This is a genomic window from Mesorhizobium sp. M1217 (assembly GCF_040318275.1).
Classification (GTDB): Bacteria; Pseudomonadota; Alphaproteobacteria; order Rhizobiales; family Rhizobiaceae; genus Mesorhizobium.
This window is the reverse complement of record NZ_JAMYMA010000007.1, coordinates 261,943-280,727: the sequence shown is the minus strand read 5'-3', so window position 1 is coordinate 280,727 and position 18,785 is coordinate 261,943. Positions and strand designations below refer to the sequence as shown.

Here is an 18,785-nt window from a genome sequence, read left to right as displayed (position 1 = left end):
GGCGGTCGGTGGTCCAGATAGACGGCGATCGAAGGACGACAAGGAAGACAGCGACATGATCCCGTTTCGAAAGAACCTCATCGACGGCGAGTGGGTGGGCGATGCCGGCTCCCGCAATATCAACCCGTCCAATCTCGACGACGTGGTCGGCGAATATGCATCGGGAGGCGCCGAGCACGCCCGGCAGGCCATCGCGGCGGCGAAGGCGGCATTTCCGGCATGGTCCCGATCGGGCCTGCTGGCACGCCACGCGGTGCTGAGGAAGGCGTCGGACGAGATCACCGCGCGGAAAGATGAAATCGGCCGGGCCTTGGCGCGCGAGGAAGGCAAGACGCTGGTCGAGGGCATTGGCGAGACTGTGCGGGCTGCCCAGATATTCGACTTCTTCGCCGGCGAGACGCTACGCCTGTCGGCCGAGCTGGTGCCAAGCGTGCGGCCCGGCGTCGGCGTCGAGATCACCCGCGAAGCGGTCGGCGTCGTCGGCATCATCACGCCGTGGAATTTCCCGATCGCCATTCCGGCCTGGAAAATCGCTCCGGCGCTGGCCTACGGCAACACTATCGTCTTCAAGCCGGCGGAACTCGTTCCGGAGAGCGCCTGGACAATTGTCGACATCCTGCACCGCGCCGGACTGCCCAACGGCGTGCTCAACCTGGTGATGGGCAAAGGTTCGGTGGTCGGCCAGGCCATGCTCGACAGCCCTGATCTCAACGCCATCACCTTCACCGGCTCGGTCGGCACCGGCAAGCGCGTGGCCGCCGCCAGCGTCGAGCACATGCGCAAGTTCCAGCTCGAAATGGGCGGCAAGAACCCGCTTGTCGTGCTCGATGATGCCGACCTTGCCGTCGCCGTCGACTGCGCGGTCAACGGCGCCTACTTCTCGACCGGCCAGCGCTGCACGGCGTCGTCCCGCCTGGTGGTGACGGACGGCATCCATGACCGCTTCGTCGAGGCGATGAAAGATCGCCTGGGCAAGCTGGTCATCGGCGACGCTCTCGATGCCAAGACCCAGATCGGGCCGGTGGTCGACCAGAGCCAGCTCAAACAGGACGAGGACTATATCGCCATCGGACGTCGGGAAGGTGCCGATCTCGCTTTCGGCGGTGAGCGGCTCGATCGCGAAACCCGCGGCTTCTATTTGCAACCGGCGCTGTTCACCGAAACCACCAACGCCATGCGCATTTCCCGTGAGGAGATTTTCGGACCGGTCGCCAACGTCATCCGCGTCAAGAATTATGATGAGGCGCTGGCGGTGGCCAACGACACACCGTTCGGGCTGACGTCCGGCATCTGCACCTCGAGCCTCAAGCATGCCACGCATTTCAAGCGCAATTCGGAAGCCGGCATGGTCATGGTCAACCTGCCGACGGCGGGCGTCGACTTCCACGTGCCTTTCGGCGGGCGCAAGGGATCGAGCTATGGCCCGCGCGAGCAGGGCCGTTACGCCGCGGAGTTCTACACCACCGTGAAGACCGCCTATACCTTCGCTGGCTGATCACGGCGGCACTCATCCGGGACCAGCCAGGCAGGCGAGCAAATCGATGGCATCTGAAAATACGGACCTGACCTGGCTCAATCCGCCGCCGCACTACGAGTTCGGCGACAATACGGTGCATGTGCGGACCGGCAAGGAGACCGACTTCTGGCGAGAGACGTTCTACGGCTTCTGGCGTGACAATGGCCATTTCCTCTATCGTGAGGTCGAGGGCGATTTCAGCGCCGAAGTCACGGTCAAGGGGCACTATGAGGTGCTTTACGACCAAGCCGGGCTTATGGTCCGCCTGAGCGAGACCCATTGGATCAAGGCCGGCATCGAATACACCGACGGGCTGATGTATTTTTCCGTCGTCGTCACCAACGATGCCTCCGACTGGTCGCTGGCCAATATTCCGGCCGACCCGGACGGCGTCAGGATCCGCTTGACGCGTCATGCCGAGACGATCCGTGTCCAGTATCTGGACGCGTCCGACAAGCATTGGAAGCCGGTGCGGCTTGCCTATTTCCCACCCTCGAAAACGGTCGATGTCGGCATGATGTGCTGTTCGCCGCAGCGCGAGGGCTTCGAGGTCACATTCAGCGACTTTTCGATCGGCCCGCCGATCTCGCGGCAGCTCCACGACTGAGGCGCCGCGATCCGGTCGGGCGGTTTGCGTCCGGCCGGCCTCAGTAGGTCGCCCGGCCGCCGGAGACGTCGAAGACGGCCGCCGTCGTGAACGAGCATTCCTCGGACGCGATCCAGCAAATCAGCGCCGCCACCTCCTCGACCTCGCCGAACCGCGCCATTGGTATTTTGGACAGCATGAAGTCGATGTGCTGCTGGCTCATCTGCTGGAAGATCGCGGTGCGCACGGCCGCCGGCGTGACGCAGTTCACCGTTACCCTGGTCTTGGCCAGTTCCTTGCCAAGCGATTTGGTCATGCCGATCACCGCGGCCTTGGAGGTGCTGTAGGCCGAGGCGTTCGGGTTACCTTCCTTGCCGGCAATCGAGGCGATGTTGACGATCCTGCCGTAATTGCGTTCGAGCATATGCGGGACCAGCGCTTTGTTGCAGAAGAAGACGCCGTTGATGTTGATGTCGATGACCCGGCGCCAATCCTCTACGGAATACTCCCAGGTCGTCATGTTCGGTCCGGTGATGGCAGCGCTGGTGACAAGGACATCGACTGCGCCAATCGCTTCGATCGTCTCTCGGGCGGCGGCTTCGACCGCTATGGGGTCGGCGACGTCTAAGGTGACGCTGTGCAGGCCTGGAACAATGGCCTTGGCCTGCTCGATCTGGGCGGCATCGCGATCCCAGACCGAAACACGCCCGCCTTCCTTAGTGATCCTTTGCGCGACGGCAAGGCCGATGCCTGAGGCGCCGCCGGTGATAACAGCAGATCGTCCGGCAAATCGTCCCGCGAAACTCATCGGCATGTGGTCTTCCTCCCAATCGGCGGCGAATGTGAAGTCAACGGCGGACAAGTTCAAGCGCGGACTTGCAGCCTCCGAACAGCTTCGTGATGGGCCAGCACCAGGCAATTGAACGGCACTGCCTCCTGGCCAAATCGTCTCGTCCGGCATGGGAGAACTGCAGGAACGACTTCGCCCAGTTTGTCATCCGGGTGACATGCAGCGCCGGATGCGCTATATTGCACTGCACAATGCGAGCGCCTGCAGGCGAGGCTCCCATCGATCCAATGAATCGACCCATGAGCGGCCCATGAAATCGGCATTGAGCTGCAAGGGCGGAAAACCGATACCGAGATGAAGATTCCAAAATCTCTGTTGATCGATCCGGACAAGAACACGGTCTATGGCAGCTTTGCCGTTGCAGTCTCGATCTGGGCGTTCTCCTACTCGACCATTTTCGGCCAGGCCATGATCCTGGCCTATTATGCAGTCTGGCTGCCGCTCATCCTGGTCGACTACCGGAAAATATTAAGGCACGCTTCCAGCGCCTGGCTTCCGCTGGCGTTTGCAGCCTATGTCTGCTTCTCGGTGTTCTGGTCGGCAGCTCCCGGCACCACGGCAAGGACGGCCGTGCAATATTGTTCCCATATCGCATGCGCCTACATTGCCGCGCGCACGGTCAGCGTCCGGACCTTGACCATAGGCGCCCTAATAGGGATTTTCGTCGTCCTGCTCTACTCGCTCAAGGTCGCGAGTTATTCCTACGACGTTCTCGACGGGACATATAATTTCGTCGGCGCCTTCAGCTCCAAGAACCAGATCGGCTTTGTCGCATCGCTTGGCATCTATTTCTGCGTTGTCTACCTGGCCTTTCTCAGGCGCGGCCGCATAGGTTTTTTATTGATTGTACCGATCGTCCTGCTGTCGGGCTATCTGCTGGTCGTGTCGCATTCGGCCACGTCGATGGCATCGACCCCGGCGGTTCTCGCCCTGGTCGCGCTGCTTTCCATGGGCAAGCTGCTTTCGCTCCGCCATCGCCGGGTGATTTTCGTGATCGGTGCAGGCGGGCTGGTCGCCTGCACCGTGGTTGCGCTGAATCTCGGGTTAATGGACTTTGTCCTTGGCCTCTTTGGCAAGGATTCGACGCTCACCGGACGGACCTACCTCTGGCAGCAGGGCTGGAATGCCGCGCAGCAATCGCCCATCCTCGGCGTCGGCTACGCGGCGTATTGGGTGCAGGGCTTCTCCGAGGCCGAGCGGCTGTGGAATGAATTCTACATCGCCGCCCGAAGCGGCTTCCACTTCCACAACACCTACATCGAGACCTTGGTGGAACTCGGCTTCGTCGGAGCGACACTGCTGTCGCTGATCATCCTGCGCACGCTCTGGGGGCACGTCTCGGCGCTGATATTCAGGACATGGCAAGCCGAGTCTGTGATTCTCGCCGGCGTCATGGTGCTTTTGTTCATCCGCTCCTTCGTCGAGGTCGAGACCCTCAATCCCTACATCATGGGATCGTTCCTGCTGTATTACAGCTACTTCAAGCTGGTGAAGGTGCCGTCCGTCGCCCGTTCCCGGTGGAGCGCCGCGAACCATCTCGAGGAACCGGACGCCGTGCGAGGCTAGAGCGGGCCGATCCGGGCTGTTCGTCGCCCAAAGGCCGCCTTGTTTTCTGATCCATAAAATACGAAGCCCAAAACCCCGCAGGCCGCCGCCTGCGAGGTGGGTGCTTCGCTCCGGTGGAAAGAAGCTACTGGATGGCCAGGGGCGCCGGTTTGACCTTGATCACGTCCCCGGGCAGTACCGGCGTGTCTTCGTCGGCGGTGATTTCGCTGGTCTTGCCGTCGACCACCCGCACCAGGGAAAACGACATGGCGGCTGGTTCGTTGTTGCCATAGAATTGCGGCATGGGGTTGCCCGACAGGGCTTCGGTCATCAAGCCTTTTTCCATATTCAGCTTCAGCGTCGCTTCGTTGAGGTCGGCTTCCGTCTGTTGCCGGTCGGTCGCGAGGGTGGAGTTCTGGGTGTTCTCCAGATCGATAGCGTCCTGAGTGGCCTTGCTGATCGACTGCTTGGCCGTGAGAATCGCCGTTTCGTAATCCAGTATCTGGCCTTCGAGGTCGGCGATGGTTTGCTGGGAATTCAAAACCCGGGTGTTGACGACCAGGCCTTTTTGCGCCAGCGAGCCGATACCGTTGAGCTGCTCCTTCGCCAGATCGACCTGCTTCTGCTGGTTGACGATCTTTTTCTGCAGCGAATCGATCTCGCTCTGCAGCAGCGCCTTCAAGTCGTCGAGCGCCTGCAAGCGTAGGTTGAGTTTCTTCTGGTCGGCCGCCAGGATCGCCGTCTCATCGGCAACGATGCTGGGCAGCTTCGGATCGTCGGCCACTTCTTTCGGCACTTCGAATGACGGTTTGTTCGCCAGTTCCGCTTCGATGCGGGCGCGCTTGACGATCAGCCTGACCTGTTGGTCTTGAAGTACGTCGAAATTGCCCTTGGCATTGATCAGGTCGCGGTCGTAGCGCTGCCCGCTCTCCGAGTTCCGCCGCGTTCCGCCGGCAATGCTCATCGCTTTCAGCACCGTCAGCCCAGGCACGCAAGGATACTGTCCGGGCGATTGCACCTCGCCAGAAATATAGAACGGCCGGTACTGCGCCATTTCGACGGAGGCCTCGGGCTTGTCAGCCAGGGCGAGCTTACGCTGTAGCGCCTCGCCGAGCGATGCCGCGATCTCCGAGGTCGTCTTGCCGGATGCGGGCATCTCGCCGACGAACGGCACCGACAAGGTTCCTGCCGGCCCGACCGTGTATTCTCCATTGATGGCCGACCAGTCACGGAACGTGCCTTCGACGGTCTGCCATTCCGCTACGCGGATGGTTAGCTTGTCTTGTGCTCCAAGCCGATAGTCATCGGCGAAGGCAAACTGCGGCAGGGCCAGCGACAGGCCGGTCGCCAGCGTGAGGCAAGTCGTCAAAAGTCGTACTCGCCGCATGCGTCTGGAGAGAATGCCGGTGCAAAAGATATCGATTATATCTGCTTTCAACTGAGCGTTTCCGATCTGGTTTGCCCCGCCCGATGCCTGAGTCCCGATGCCTGAGTCCCGGGGCCTGAGTTCCGGGCTCGAATTCTGGACAGTCGCTCCTCGATGCACGGCCAGCAAGCGGCCGTCAGTAGCAGCCTCGCGACATCCAGACCGCAGGTACGGTCTTGATGATGATGCGAATGTCTTCGAACATCGACCAGTTCTCGACATAGTGTCGATCGAACGCGACGCGGCTGTCGTAGGAAACATCGTTGCGTCCGCTAACCTGCCAGAGCCCGGTCAGGCCGGGGCGCGATTTCAGGTAATAGACGGCCGAATTGCCATAGATCTCCAACTCATCGCGTACCACGGGACGAGGCCCAACCAGGCTCATATCCCCCTGCAGGATGTTGATGATCTGCGGCAACTCATCGAGGCTGAGCTTCCTCAGCACCGCTCCGACGCGCGTGATCCGCGGGTCGTTCTTCAACTTGCGGGTCGCTATCCATTCGGCGTTGGCCTCCGGATTCGCGGCGAGATAGGCAGCAAGCACCCGCTCGCCGTCTGGAACCATAGTGCGGAACTTGAGGCACGGAAAAATCCGTCCTCCGCGGCCGATCCGGCTATGACCATAGAAAATCGGCCCGCCATCGGAAAACCTGACAAGCAGCGCTATCATCACGAACAGCGGGCTGAGAGCGATCAGGCCGATCAGCGAACCGGCAATATCGAAGCTGCGTTTGAGCAGGCCGCCGATCGGCGGCGGAAAATCGACGCCGGCCTGCGAAAAATCCGCGTCGGCCGGCTTGGCTACGTCCCTCATGCGTAAACTCCATACGTTGAACGGATGGTTTAGCGCACGATACCAAAAAAATGCTGCAGCGCAACACACAATTTCCCAGCCGGCTGTAATAGTCGCGTCATGAACTGACTAAATAATGAACTCGTCCTGCACAAAATTTTGCCTTTATGTCGCAAAGGCGACAGATTATGAGCAATTTTGGAAAATCTAGTCCAATTTTGGGGCTGATTTTGGGCGAATCGCTCTTTATACCCGGTTGTGGAGCTTTGCCGTCACTTAGAAGTTCAAAATATCGACTGATGTTATGATAAGATACTGGTCAATATTATAAATCTTACTGGAGCGAGTCGATATCCGTCAATCAGTGGTGATGCCGACGTGTGCATTGCACCATGGCAGAGGCGATCCTGAGGATTCGCTTAAAATTATTCCGTAGCTGCCCTTGCCGCCTATTGCTCGCCTCAATAGAGTTGCAAATTGTTTCTGTCGGAGTATGGACAGATTGGGCAAGGCCGGAAGCAACCGGCCAGAAGCGGGCAACCTAAACAAGCTCGCAGAGTTTAAGGGAGGTGCTCGGGGTGGGCTTGTCGACATTTTTTCCCGAGCCGGTTGATGGGCTATCGGGTATGTCACTGCCAAAGTTCATTATCGGAATGTGTTTTGCGCTGGCGATCGTGGTCGTCTGGTCCTATTTGGGCGGCGCCTCGCTCGGCACGACGCTTTTTCGCGTCATCGGCTGCGCCATAGTCATCCAACTCGGTTATTTTCTGCTGGTCTTTGCCATGGTCGCAAGAAATGCCCCGACCTCGGCCGACAAAATTCGCGACGCAGAACGAAAGCTGAGTTCGAACGAAGCGGCCGAAGGCGAGAAATTAAGCGCCAGGAGAGGCCTTCACTGATTTCGGGCGTTGGCCTCCAGCAACACGCCGCAAGTCGGCATCCCGTTTCTTCAATTCCTCGATGCTCCCGGCCTCCACCAAGCGGCCGCTCTCCATCGCCACGACCTACTCGGCAGTGACTGGTTGGCCAACTGAGCGCGCCAGTGGCTTGATCCGGGCCGTGCAGGAGCGGCTCTGCCAAGCGGCGCCTTTCGGGAGCTATCCCGATTGCGGCTCGCCGCCTGCCCATCCGCGTCATGACACCCAGCCAAATGAAAAACTGGACGGCGCCGATGATTTTGGCGATGCTTGCTTCGCACTTGCAGCATAGGCATTTGGGCCGATGCATGTCAGACGGGCGGTGAGGCATTGAGCGGGGAGGGCGAGGAAATCCGCAACGATTTCTGCAATCGAGAGGCATGTCCATGACATCATCCCAAGTCTGCGTGATCATCGCTGCCCGTAACGCGGCGCGGACAATCCCGGCTGCCATTGCATCGGCATTGCGCGAGCCGGAGGTTGCGGAAGTCGTCGTCGTCGACGACGCGTCCACCGACGATACCGCGAAAGTCGCCCATGCAGCCGACGACGGCACGGGCCGCCTTTCCGTCATCCGCTTCGACGTCAATCGCGGCCCCTCCTTTGCCCGCAACGCCGCGATAGCCGGTTCCAGGTCGCCGTTCATCAGCATCCTGGACGCTGATGATTTCTTTTTCGAAGGCAGGTTTCACAGACTGTTCGCCAGCACCGATTGGGATTTCGCGGCAGACAACATCATGCTTGTCAGGGATGACGCGGCAACCGACGTCTCGAAAATCGTCGCTCCACCGTTTTCGCCCGAGCCGGAATTCCTCGATTTCGAGGGTTTCATCGACGCCAACATCTCCAGGCGCCGTGTGCAACGAGGGGAACTGGGCTTCCTCAAACCCGTGATCAGCCGCGCCTTCCTCGATCGGCATGAGCTGCGCTACGACGAGAAGCTGCGCCTTGGCGAAGACTATGAACTCTATGCGCGCGCGGTTGCGCATGGCGCGCGCTTCAAGGTCATCAAATCCTGTGGCTACGGCGCGATCGTGCGCGCCGATTCGCTGAGCGGACGGCACAACACCCAGGATCTGAAGCATCTGGCCGATGCCGACCTGGCACTGCTTGCGATCGACAGTTTGCCGGAGGCATCGAAGGCTGCGCTGAGAAGGCACGAGCGGCACATTCGCGACAAATACCGGTTGCGGAAGTTCTTAGACGTGAAGACTGAGCGCGGGCTGGCGCCGGCTGTGGCCTATGCCTTGGCCGGCTCGTCCAACCTCACGGCCGTCGTCCGCGGCGTTGCCTCCGACAAGCTGGATGCGCTGTTTCGCCGCGCTGGCTTCGCCGCTAAGCGTCAGCATGTGCCGCCGCTGCGCTTCCTCATGGCCGGAACCAGCACAGCCGGCGAAAGCTAGGCTCGTCAACGTGGCGATCGCCTTACCTCGGTCGGCTCGCACCATTTCGACGCGATTTATGAGTTTACGATCTAGGTGGTTGCCTATGCGCGCGGGGAATGGCAATCTATGTTGCGGTGCAGCAATTTTGGACGGCCAACCGAACTGGCCCGAGGCATCCCCTGTCAGAGGAGCTGGACGATGCGAGAAATGTCTTTTGAACGTGGACGGGCGCCAAGTCCGGTCATCATCTCGACGATGATGGGGCGCTGACTGCATGGCCTCGATCTTTCGCTTCCGATCGAGAGATCCGGCGCGCGACACGCAGACCGACACCGCGCGACTCGATCGCTTGGCGAAGCTGCTGGACCAGATCGCGGCCGAGGTCGAGGCGGAGAAGAACGGACTTGAGAACCGCTACAGGACAACGGCCACCAATGCCGCCTTCCTGGTCGAGGCCATGGAAAACGGGGCGGTCTCCTCCCGCAGGTCTTCCGAAGTTGGCGAACTGACCAGGTCGATCCTGAATTGCGAGCGGCGCATCGCTGCGCTCTCGCGCCAGAAGCAGATGATGAAGGATCTCCGTCATTCGCTGGATGAAATCTTCGAGGAGGATCGGCAGAACGGCCCAGACATAAGGACCGATTTTGTGAAACCCGCCGGTCCCGGCACAGGTTGAGCGAATATCCCGGAGTCGGCGCAATGGTTTTGGGCACGCTACACGGAGCCTAGGAGCGACAGAGGTCAAGATTAGCTTGTTTCGTCACGGTTCGAACGATCGCTTTGGGGGCGCACAGCACAAAGGTGAGTTTGATATGAACGCAGATCCTAAAAGCACGTCCACCCCGGCAACCGGCGGCACCCCGTTCACGCGCCCGATCCCAGGCAAGCTGCGGCGGCTCCGTTCAGACGGCGCGTTTCTGCTGATCGTTCTCGGCAGCCTGGTTGCGGGCCTGGTGCCCGTCCGCGCCCAGGATCTCCCAACCGCGCCGTCCTTTGTCGATGATTTCACCAGCCTCAGTCGCGCGCGCTGGTACATTTCCGACGGCTGGACGAACGGCAAGCATCAGAACTGCACCTGGTCCAAAAGCCTGATCGGCCTTTCCGACGGCATGCTGACGCTCGGTTTCGAGAAGCGCAAGCTGAAGGATCGCGAATTCGCCTGCGCCGAGATCCAGACCAAGCAGCGCTTCGGCTACGGCACCTACGAGGCGCGGATGAAGACCGACACGGGCTCCGGCGTCAACGCGGCATTCTTCAGCTTCGTCGGCGATGCCGACAAGCAGCCGCATGATGAAATCGACTTCGAGGTGCTGACCAAGGACACGTCCAAGGTCCAGGTCAACGCCTACATAGCCGGCAAGGGCAAGAACGAGAAGCTGGTCGACGTCGCCGGGGGCACCGACAAGGCCTTCAACGACTACGCCTTCGTCTGGGAAAAGGACCGGCTGCGCTGGTACGTCAACGGCAAGCTTGTCCACGAGATCACCGATCCGGCGAAGCTGCCCACCCATTCGCAAAGAATCTATTTCAGCCTGTGGGGCAGCGATACGATGAAGGGCTGGATGGGGCCGTTCTCGGATCCGGGCCGCAAGCTCGCCATGCAAGTGGACCGCGTTGCATTCACCGCACTCGGCCAGCCCTGCCAATTCCCGGAATCGCTGGCATGCAAAACGAACTAGAAGCGCATCTGAACCCGCCGGGCCGAAGGTGGTCCGAGCCCGAAGCTCGAACAGGCCCCGAAGCCTTGAACAGGAATGAAACCGAATGAATTTGACTGTCTTTGGAATCGGCTATGTCGGTCTTGTACAGGCGGCGGTGCTTGCCGAAGTCGGCCATCAGGTGGTCTGCGTCGACATCGATGCAAAAAAGGTCGAGCGGCTCAACCAGGGTCATGTCCCGATCTTCGAGCCTGGGCTCGAAAACATGGTCAAGGAGAACCATGCCGCCGGCCGCATCAAGTTCACCACCGACGCCGCCGCGGCGATCAAGCATGGCCAGATCCAGATGATCGCGGTCGGCACGCCTCCGGGCGAGGATGGTTCGGCAGACCTGAAATATGTGCTGGCCGTCGCCGAGGCCATCGGTCGTGAGATGGACGCGCCCAAGATCGTCGTCGGCAAGTCGACCGTGCCGGTCGGTACCTGCGAAAGGATAAAGGCCAGGATTGCCGAGACGCTGAGGGCGCGCGGGCGCGAGGATCTGGCTTTCGACGTCGCCTCCAATCCGGAATTCCTCAAGGAAGGGTCCGCTGTGAGCGACTGCATGAAGCCCGACCGCATCATCGTCGGCACCAGCAACGAGGACACCGAGGCGGTGATGCGCGAGCTCTACGCGCCGTTCAACCGCAACCACGAAAAGATGATCGTGATGGACGTGCGCAGTGCCGAGTTTACCAAATACGCGGCCAATTGCATGCTGGCGACCAAGATCAGCTTCATGAACGAAATGGCCAATTTGGCCGAGCAACTGGGCGCCGACATCGAGGAGGTCCGCAAGGGCATCGGCAGCGACCCGCGGATCGGCTACCACTTCATCTATCCGGGCCTCGGCTATGGCGGCTCGTGCTTCCCGAAGGATGTGCGCGCCCTGATCAAGACCGCCGAAGCCATCAAGTTCGACGCCAAGCTGCTGCGTGCCGTCGAGGAGCGCAACAACCAGCAGAAGTCGGTCCTGTTCGAGAAGGTGGACCGCTATTTCAAGGGCAATCTCAAGGGCAAGACCTTTGCGCTGTGGGGCCTGGCCTTCAAGCCCAATACCGACGACATGCGCGAAGCCCCGGCCCGCACGCTGATGGAGGCGCTCTGGGCCGCCGGTGCCAATGTGCAGGCCTACGATCCCGAGGCGATGCAGGAATGCCAGGCGATCTACGGGTTGCGCGACGACCTGCAGCTGTGCGGCACCAAAGAGGCCGCTGTGCGAGGTGCCGACGCGCTCTTGATCGTGACCGAGTGGAAGAGCTTCAGTGCGCCGTCCTTCGATGCATTGAAGGACGCGCTGACCACGCCCGTCATCTTCGACGGACGCAACCTCTACGACCCCAAGGTCATCGCCCGCCACGGCATCGAATACCACAGCATCGGCAGAATGGCGGCGTGACGATAGGGCGGTCCAGCAAGGAGCCAGGTCCATGAAAGTTCTGTTTGCAGGCGGCAACGGCTACACGCCGCAGTTCAGCGGTGGCGTTCAGTCGAGCACGCACCATCTGGTCGAGCAGCTGCGCGAGCACGGTCATGACGCCTCGGTCCTGGCGGCACTGTTCGGTGATGGCATGTTCGGCTTCAAGGCGCGCGCCAAGATGAAACTGCTTCGCCAGCGTGCGGTCATCGACAGCTATCCCGGCTATCCGGTCGTGCGGGCGTGGTTTCCCTGGGAGGCGGCGCGCTTCGCGGTCGAACGGCTCGATCCCGATGTCGCCGTCGTGCAGTGCCACAAATCGGTGCCGATCGGAAAGGCGCTGCAGGCGCTCGGCGTGCCGCTGGTGGTCTATCTGCGGAACGTCGAATTCCACGAGCTGGCCGGCGACCTGCGCGAATTGCATTCGGCGCTTTATATCGCCAACTCCGAATTCACCGCGCGCACCTATAAGGAAAGGTTCGGCATCGACTCGACCGTGATTCCGCCGACCATCAATCCCGGGCTCTACAGCACCCCGACGACCGGCGAATTCGTCACGCTGATCAACCCTTACAATGAAAAAGGGTTCGAACTCGCCGTGCGCATCGCCGGCCAATGCCCCGAAATCCCGTTTCTGTTCGTCGAAAGCTGGAAGCTCGACGACGACCACCGGGCGCAGATCGAACGGACCATCGCGCCGCTGCGCAACGTCAGGCTGGAAAGCCGTACCAGCGACATGAAGACGGTCTATGGCCGCACCAAGATCCTGCTGGCGCCCAGCAAATGGGAAGAGGCCTGGGGGCGCGTGGCATCCGAGGCCCATTGCAGCGGCATTCCGGTCGTCGGGTCCCGCCGCGGCGGCCTGCCGGAAGCGATCGGCGCCGGCGGCGTTGTACTTGACTATGACGCACCGCTCGACGACTGGGTCGCCGCGGTCAGGCGGCTATGGAGCGACAAGGCCGAGTACGACAGGCTGTCGGCGGCGGCGCAGCTGTTTTCGGAGCGGCCGCAAATGAATCCAGACATTCAGTTCGCGACCTTCCTCGGCGTTCTCGACAACGCCAGGCAAGGCGCGCTGGAGCATGCCGCCTGATGCATTTCGTCCAAAACCATACACGTTGCCCAAAAGCCGGCTCTCGCGCCTGACCGGGGTGGGAGCTGCTTTGGGACAACGGCACGCACAACACCAGACGCTTGGGGCGCCTCGCACGGCGGCGACGGGCTTCAGCCCTCATCCGCGCGAGCAGATCGCCGACCGGCCTCGAAAGATCGTCCATTCGATGAAGATTTGCTTCGTAGTTGATAAGTTCCCCTCTTTGTCGGAGACCTTCGTCCTCGACCAGATAGAAGGGTGCCTCGAGCGCGGCATGCAAGTCGGCGTCGTCTGCAACGAGACGTCGTTCGGCAAGGACAGCAACATCGACGATCGCCGCTGGCAGGCGCTGCCTGGCAAGGTCGTCTGCTGGTGGGGCGGACTGGGGCGCTTTCGCCCGACGCTCAGGAGATGGTCGGGCAGGTTCTGGGATAAGCTCTCGACCGTTATCGACATCGCCTTTGCGCGCAAATTGCAGAACGCCGATGTGATCGTCGCGCATTTCGGCAATAACGGCATGCGCGTTGCCCGCGCCATGAAACGAGGCCGGATTTCCGCTCCGCTGGTGACCATATTCCACGGCCGCGATGTCGGCGAACCGCTGCATGACGACACGCTCACGCGCTACAAGGTTGTCTTCGACAAGGGCGTTCTCCAGCTCCCGGTGAACGCGTTTTTCCGCGACGCCCTGATCGGCGTCGGCGCACCCCCCGCGCAAGTCATGGTTCACCATATGGGCGTGCGGCCCGGTGAGATCGGCTACCATTGGCGTTCCTGGGACCGGGACACGCTGTCCTTCATCTCGGTCTGCCGGCTGACCGAAAAGAAGGGCATCGAATTCGCCCTTCGGGCGCTCGCCAGCCTGCCGCAGCGTGACTGGGTCTATGCGGTGATTGGCGGCGGCGAATTGCTGGAAGAGTTGAAGAAGCTCGCCGTAAATCTCGGCATTGCCGACCGGGTGACTTTCCTCGGGCCGCGTCCGCACGCCGAGGTCAAGCAGCGCCTGCGCGACGCCCACGTATTCCTGCTGCCCAGCGTTGCTGCACAGGACGGCGATCTCGAGGGTATTCCGGTGGCGCTGATGGAAGCTATGGCCGCCGGGCTGATTGTTGTCAGCACCTATCACTCGGGCATCCCCGAGTTGATCGAGGATCAGGAGACAGGCTTCCTCGCACCGGAGCGAGACGTTGCGGCGTTGGCCCGCAAGCTTGTCTGGGTGGCCGAGAACCCGGACAAATGCGAGCGCATCGCACGTGCGGCGCGCCGCAAGATCGAGCAGGATTTCAACGCGGACCTGCTCAACGAACGTTTTGCGCAGATCGTTGCTCAACTGGCCGAAGCCAGGCGCCCGGCATGAACGCCAACCCGCCCCCCCAGTTCGGTCGCGTCGCTCTGCGCGGCGGCGTGGTGACGATCGGCGCGCAAGGCTTCAAGATGGCGATCCAGTTTCTCTCGGTCATCGTGCTTGCGCGTCTGCTGGTCCCCGAGGATTTTGGTCTCGTGGCTTCCGTCGGGCCGATCGTGGCCTTTGTCGGATTGCTTCAAAACCTAGGCCTGCAGCAGGCTGTGGTCCAGCGCAAGGACATCAGCACCGAACAGCTCAACCAGGTATTCTGGATCAGTGCGCTGGTTGGGCTGGGCAGTGCCGTGGTGGTGGCATGCCTGGCGCCCGCCATCGCCGCCTTCTACGGCGATCAACGCATGGTCGGGATCACCATCGGCTCTGCCTTGCCGCTGCTTCTTGGCAGCCTCGCCGCGGTGCCGCTGGCGCTGATGAACCGTCATTTGCGCTTTGGCCAGCTCGCGCTGAACGATGTGATAACCGCCGCTGCCGGACTTGCGACTACCGCAATCGCCGCCTATGCGGGACTGGGCTACTGGTCGCTGGTCATCGGCCCGGCGGTTTCGGCTGTTGTCGCGCTGGCCGCGGCATGGCAGGTGGCGCGCTGGACGCCGTCGCGGCCGGACCTGAAGGTCGATACCGACATATTGTCCTTCGGCGCCAATCTGACCGGCTTCAATCTGGCCAACTTCTTCTCGCGCAATCTCGACAACATCCTGATCGGAAAATATTCGGGCGCGATCGAACTCGGCTACTATGACCGCGCCTATAAGCTCCTGCTGTTTCCGCTGCAGAACATCAACCAGCCGCTGACACGCGTGATGGTGCCGCTGCTGAGCCGCATCCATGAGGACAAGGCGCGGTTTCGCGACATCTATGTGCGGACCAATTGGATGCTGGCGGCCATCACCATGCCCGGCATCGCGGCGCTGACGCTGACGTCGGACCAGGTCGTCGGGCTTCTCTTCGGCGAGCGCTGGACAGCGGTGGCGCCGATCTTCGCCTGGCTGGGCATCGCCAGCCTGATCCAGTCCGTCTCAAGCACCACCGGATGGATCTTCATCTGCCAGGGCAAGACCAAGACCATGTTCCACTGGGGCATCTACTCGTCGCTGACGACGGTCGCCGCCTTCATTATCGGCCTGCACTGGGGCGCCGTCGGTGTCGCCGCGGCCTACGCGATCAGCGGCTATATGCTGCGCGTCCCGGTGCTTGCCGTTCTTGTCCACCGGGTCGGCCCGGTGACCGCAGCCGACTTCCTGATCATGCAGGGGCTTTTCATCATGTCGTCGCTGCTTGCCTGGTCCGTCTACCGGGAGTTGCCCGTATCGCTGACCGGCCAGTCAGACCTGCTCGCGGTGGTCCTGGCGGTTGCCCTCAATTATTCGATCGGCCTGATCCTCATGCTTGCCCTTCGCCAGTCGCGCAGTGCGTTGTTCACCACGCTTTCCAGCGCCATGCGCAACGCCCGCTAGGCAGGCAATAACCGGCCTCAAAAGCTCACCTGCCGACATCGCCGACGCATGCTCCTCAAGCACTGCCTGAAGGCTCGTCCTGCGATAGAGGTCGAGATTGGCGGTAAGTCTGCCGAGCTTCTCGCTCGCTTCCTCGGGCGTTACCGTGTCGATGTCGAGCAGCAGGTCGGCGACGCCGATCCGCTTGGCGAGTTCCTTGGTCTTGAATTCATAGGCGATCGGCAGCACCGGCGTGCCGACGCAGAGCGACATGATCATCATGTGCATGCGCGTCGCGACGACGAAGTCGAAGCCTTTCACCAGGGCCATCAGTTGCTCCGGCGTGTGGAACGAAGCGTCCACGCTCACATGCGTGGCGATCTCCGGATCGAGTTCGGCAACGATCGCCCGCGCCGTCTTGGAATCGTCATGGGCGTATTCCGGCACGCCCTGGCAGGTAGAGACGAAGGTCACCTGCTTGGCGTGGTCCCTGACCAGGATGGTCGCAATCTCGCGGATCGAGTCGATGTAGCGGCGCATGCCGCCCTCGCCGTCGCTGACATAGTTCCAGTGACGGACGGAAATGGCGACGCGGCCGGTGACAGTCGCCGACTGGCCGGAGGCCAGAAAACTTCCGATCCTGTCGGTATCGGCCAGCGCAAAGACGGCGTCGGCCACGACGTGGCATTTGCCGGGGTCTTTCACCATGTCCACAATGTGGCCTCTCGAACGTTCATCGCGCAGCAGGATGAGCGGGCTCCGGTCGAAGATCGGGCTCAACTCCTGGCGATTGTAACTTTTGTTGAACGGGCCGAGCGATTGCGTGAAGAAGACCGGGTCCTTGCCCAGAATCGCGTCGATCCGGAATTGATTGAGGCGCCGTTCCAGATTGTAGGTCTCGACGAGATAGGTTCCGCCTGTCGTGACCACGAGGTCGGCGTCTTTGTAGATCTCGAGAACACGGCGATTGCTTGAGCTGAACAAACGCCCGAGAACGCCGCGGATGCCGAACCGCCGCAGGGCATTGAGTACGAGCCGATTGTAGATCGGCTTGAACAGGTTCTTCAGCCCACTGCCGTATTTGTAGCGGAACAGCGATTCCGACAGCAGCTTGTGGAATTCGAGATCTGGATACTCCTTCTTCGTGTAGAGCCTCGCCGCCACCTCCGGCTGGCTGTCGAAGACGTAGAACTGGATATCGTCCTGCACGATCGTCTTGAAAACATGGCGAATCGCCAGGAGAATCGCTGCGTCTCCGGTATTCAGGCAGACGGTGTTTTCAACCGCGATCTTCATTGAATGACCTCATTTCGTGAGTAGTCCCGCGGTTCGGTCGACGGATGCCGAGGTGCGGGTTGGCCGAAAATGCTGCACGCCAAGGATGGTCCTCGCGTCGTGATTATTGGCGCGCAGCCCAATGGCAGGGCCAACGCGCGGTCCATGCGGCCCAAGCAGAGCGAGATTAACCCATCGATTTTGCAGTGCAACAAAAAATGTGGATCTTTGCTACGCTGCAACCAAAAATGTTGCGATGCAGCAAGAGCTGTACTAGCATTGTCGCGGGCGGGCCAACAGCGGTCGAGTTTTCATGCTGCATGTCTTGTACTTGGTACACGACGTCTCCGACCCGGCAGTGCGCCGGCGGATCATAATGCTCAAGGCAGGCGGCGCCCAGGTTACGCTGGCGGGCTTTCGTCGAACGGCAAGCGCGGTTGCTGATGTCGAGGGCTTGCAGCCGATCGATCTCGGCCCGACGCGTGATGGCCGATTCGCCCAGCGTCTGGCGGCGATCATGAAGGCGGTGGTCTCGACCGGCTCCAAGCTGGGTTCAATGCAACGGCCCGACCTCATTATCGCGCGCAATTTGGAAATGCTGGCGCTTGCCCGGCGGGCCAGGTCGGCTTTCCAGGCAACGGTGCCGATTGTCTACGAGTGCCTCGACATCCATCGTCTGCTGCTCCGCGACGATTCGCTGGGCTGGGCGATGCGCGGCGCAGAACGCTTCCTGGCCAGGGATGTGAAGCTTCTGGTGACCAGCTCTCCGGCCTTCATCGCCAATTATTTCAAGCCGTTCGGACAGATTGCCGCGCCGGTCGAACTGCTCGAAAACAAGTATTTCGAGCCAGCCGCGGCTTCCCTGGATGACCGCATGACGGAGGAGAATCCCGTTGCGCCGCCTTGGCGAATCGGCTGGTTCGGGGCGCTCCGCTGCCGCCGCTCCCTGGAGCTTCTGGCCGAATTTTCGCGCCGCCTCGACGGCCGCTTCGAAATCGTCCTCAGAGGCCGCCCGGCGTTGTCCGAATTTCCCGATTTCCACGGTTTTGTTGAATCGGAACCCTGGCTCTCGTTTGGCGGACCCTATCGCAATCCGGAGGATATGGCGGCGATCTACCGCGAGGTTCACTTTTCCTGGGCCATCGACTTTTTTGAGCAGGGCCTGAATTCCGAATGGCTGCTGCCCAACCGTCTCTATGAGGGCTGCCGCTTCGGAGCCGTGCCGATCTCGATGGGCAACACCGAGACCGGCCGGTTCCTCGATCGGCAAGGCATCGGCGTTCTTTTGCCAGAAGCCACGCCCGAGGCGCTCGAAGCTGCCCTCGGCACCATGGAGCAGCATCGGTTCGAGACATTGAGGGCACGTGTTCTCGCCCGCAATCCGCGCACCTGGAGCTACGACCGCGCCGATTGCCGGGCGCTCGTCGAAAAACTCCGCGGCCTTGCCGCGGCGCCCGGTCCATATGCTGCCGAAGCATTGGCATAGAAG

15 protein-coding genes and 1 pseudogene are annotated in these 18,785 nt (G+C 61.2%); 12 read left to right on the top strand and 4 right to left on the bottom strand.

Going from position 1 to position 18,785, the window contains the following annotated elements:
- Nucleotides 1–58: 58 nt before the first annotated feature.
- Both NKH37_RS14925 and NKH37_RS14920 read left to right on the top strand, forming a co-directional pair.
- The gene (locus NKH37_RS14925; RefSeq protein ID WP_353005355.1) at nt 59–1,495 is read left to right on the top strand and encodes an aldehyde dehydrogenase family protein; all 1,437 of its coding nucleotides are present in this window, start codon (nt 59–61) and stop codon (nt 1,493–1,495) included.
- A gap of 46 nt (nt 1,496–1,541) precedes the next feature.
- Complete coding sequence (locus NKH37_RS14920) at nt 1,542–2,123, top strand: DUF1349 domain-containing protein (protein WP_023717996.1); 582 nt, start codon at nt 1,542–1,544, stop codon at nt 2,121–2,123.
- 40 nt (nt 2,124–2,163) lie between these two features.
- Here NKH37_RS14920 and NKH37_RS14915 read toward each other — a convergent pair whose 3' ends face one another.
- Nucleotides 2,164–2,916, bottom strand: a complete 753-nt coding sequence (locus NKH37_RS14915; protein WP_352483967.1) for an SDR family NAD(P)-dependent oxidoreductase — start codon at nt 2,914–2,916, stop codon at nt 2,164–2,166.
- A gap of 330 nt (nt 2,917–3,246) precedes the next feature.
- On the opposite strand from NKH37_RS14915, the gene NKH37_RS14910 reads away from it, so the two are divergent.
- The gene (locus NKH37_RS14910; protein WP_352483968.1) at nt 3,247–4,518 is read left to right on the top strand and encodes an O-antigen ligase family protein; all 1,272 of its coding nucleotides are present in this window, start codon (nt 3,247–3,249) and stop codon (nt 4,516–4,518) included.
- Between the two features lie 124 nt (nt 4,519–4,642).
- Here the strand turns inward: NKH37_RS14910 and NKH37_RS14905 are convergent, their stop codons facing one another.
- Together NKH37_RS14905 and NKH37_RS14900 are read right to left on the bottom strand one after the other, a co-directional pair.
- Nucleotides 4,643–5,866 (bottom strand): polysaccharide biosynthesis/export family protein, encoded by a 1,224-nt coding sequence (locus NKH37_RS14905; RefSeq protein WP_084642532.1) that lies wholly within the window; start codon nt 5,864–5,866, stop codon nt 4,643–4,645.
- Between the two features lie 193 nt (nt 5,867–6,059).
- On the bottom strand, nt 6,060–6,737 hold the full coding sequence (locus NKH37_RS14900) for a sugar transferase (RefSeq protein WP_292659405.1): 678 nt from the start codon (nt 6,735–6,737) through the stop codon (nt 6,060–6,062).
- A 605-nt stretch (nt 6,738–7,342) separates the two neighbouring features.
- Between NKH37_RS14900 and NKH37_RS14895 the strand changes: the two genes are divergently transcribed.
- The 8 genes from NKH37_RS14895 to NKH37_RS14860 all read left to right on the top strand — a co-directional run bounded on the left by NKH37_RS14895 (nt 7,343) and on the right by NKH37_RS14860 (nt 16,042).
- Entirely contained in the window at nt 7,343–7,615 is a 273-nt protein-coding gene (locus NKH37_RS14895; protein ID WP_023717992.1) for an exopolysaccharide production repressor protein, read from the top strand.
- A 398-nt stretch (nt 7,616–8,013) separates the two neighbouring features.
- A complete protein-coding gene (locus NKH37_RS14890) occupies nt 8,014–9,036 on the top strand; it encodes a glycosyltransferase family 2 protein (protein WP_352483969.1) in 1,023 nt (340 codons plus the stop codon).
- 256 nt (nt 9,037–9,292) lie between these two features.
- Nucleotides 9,293–9,694, top strand: a complete 402-nt coding sequence (locus tag NKH37_RS14885; RefSeq protein ID WP_023717989.1) for a hypothetical protein — start codon at nt 9,293–9,295, stop codon at nt 9,692–9,694.
- A gap of 136 nt (nt 9,695–9,830) precedes the next feature.
- Nucleotides 9,831–10,697 (top strand): endo-1,3-1,4-beta-glycanase ExoK, encoded by an 867-nt coding sequence (gene exoK, locus NKH37_RS14880; RefSeq protein ID WP_352483971.1) that lies wholly within the window; start codon nt 9,831–9,833, stop codon nt 10,695–10,697.
- Between the two features lie 85 nt (nt 10,698–10,782).
- Complete coding sequence (locus NKH37_RS14875) at nt 10,783–12,114, top strand: UDP-glucose dehydrogenase family protein (protein ID WP_023717987.1); 1,332 nt, start codon at nt 10,783–10,785, stop codon at nt 12,112–12,114.
- Nucleotides 12,115–12,145: 31 nt separating this feature from the next.
- On the top strand, nt 12,146–13,225 hold the full coding sequence (locus NKH37_RS14870; RefSeq protein WP_023717986.1) for a glycosyltransferase: 1,080 nt from the start codon (nt 12,146–12,148) through the stop codon (nt 13,223–13,225).
- 70 nt (nt 13,226–13,295) lie between these two features.
- Nucleotides 13,296–14,582, top strand: coding sequence for a glycosyltransferase (locus tag NKH37_RS14865; RefSeq protein ID WP_353041121.1), 1,287 nt, complete (start codon nt 13,296–13,298; stop codon nt 14,580–14,582).
- Nucleotides 14,579–16,042: a lipopolysaccharide biosynthesis protein gene (locus NKH37_RS14860; RefSeq protein ID WP_023717984.1), complete on the top strand. Its 1,464-nt coding sequence runs from the start codon at nt 14,579–14,581 to the stop codon at nt 16,040–16,042. The genes NKH37_RS14865 and NKH37_RS14860 overlap by 4 nt, the downstream gene beginning before the upstream one ends.
- A gap of 222 nt (nt 16,043–16,264) precedes the next feature.
- On the opposite strand, the pseudogene NKH37_RS14855 reads toward NKH37_RS14860, so the two are convergent.
- A pseudogene (locus tag NKH37_RS14855) lies at nt 16,265–17,317 on the bottom strand (polysaccharide pyruvyl transferase family protein); the annotation flags it as partial.
- A gap of 292 nt (nt 17,318–17,609) precedes the next feature.
- Here NKH37_RS14855 and NKH37_RS14850 point away from each other — a divergent pair.
- On the top strand, nt 17,610–18,782 hold the full coding sequence (locus NKH37_RS14850) for a glycosyltransferase family protein (protein ID WP_353005343.1): 1,173 nt from the start codon (nt 17,610–17,612) through the stop codon (nt 18,780–18,782).
- Nucleotides 18,783–18,785: the final 3 nt, after the last annotated feature.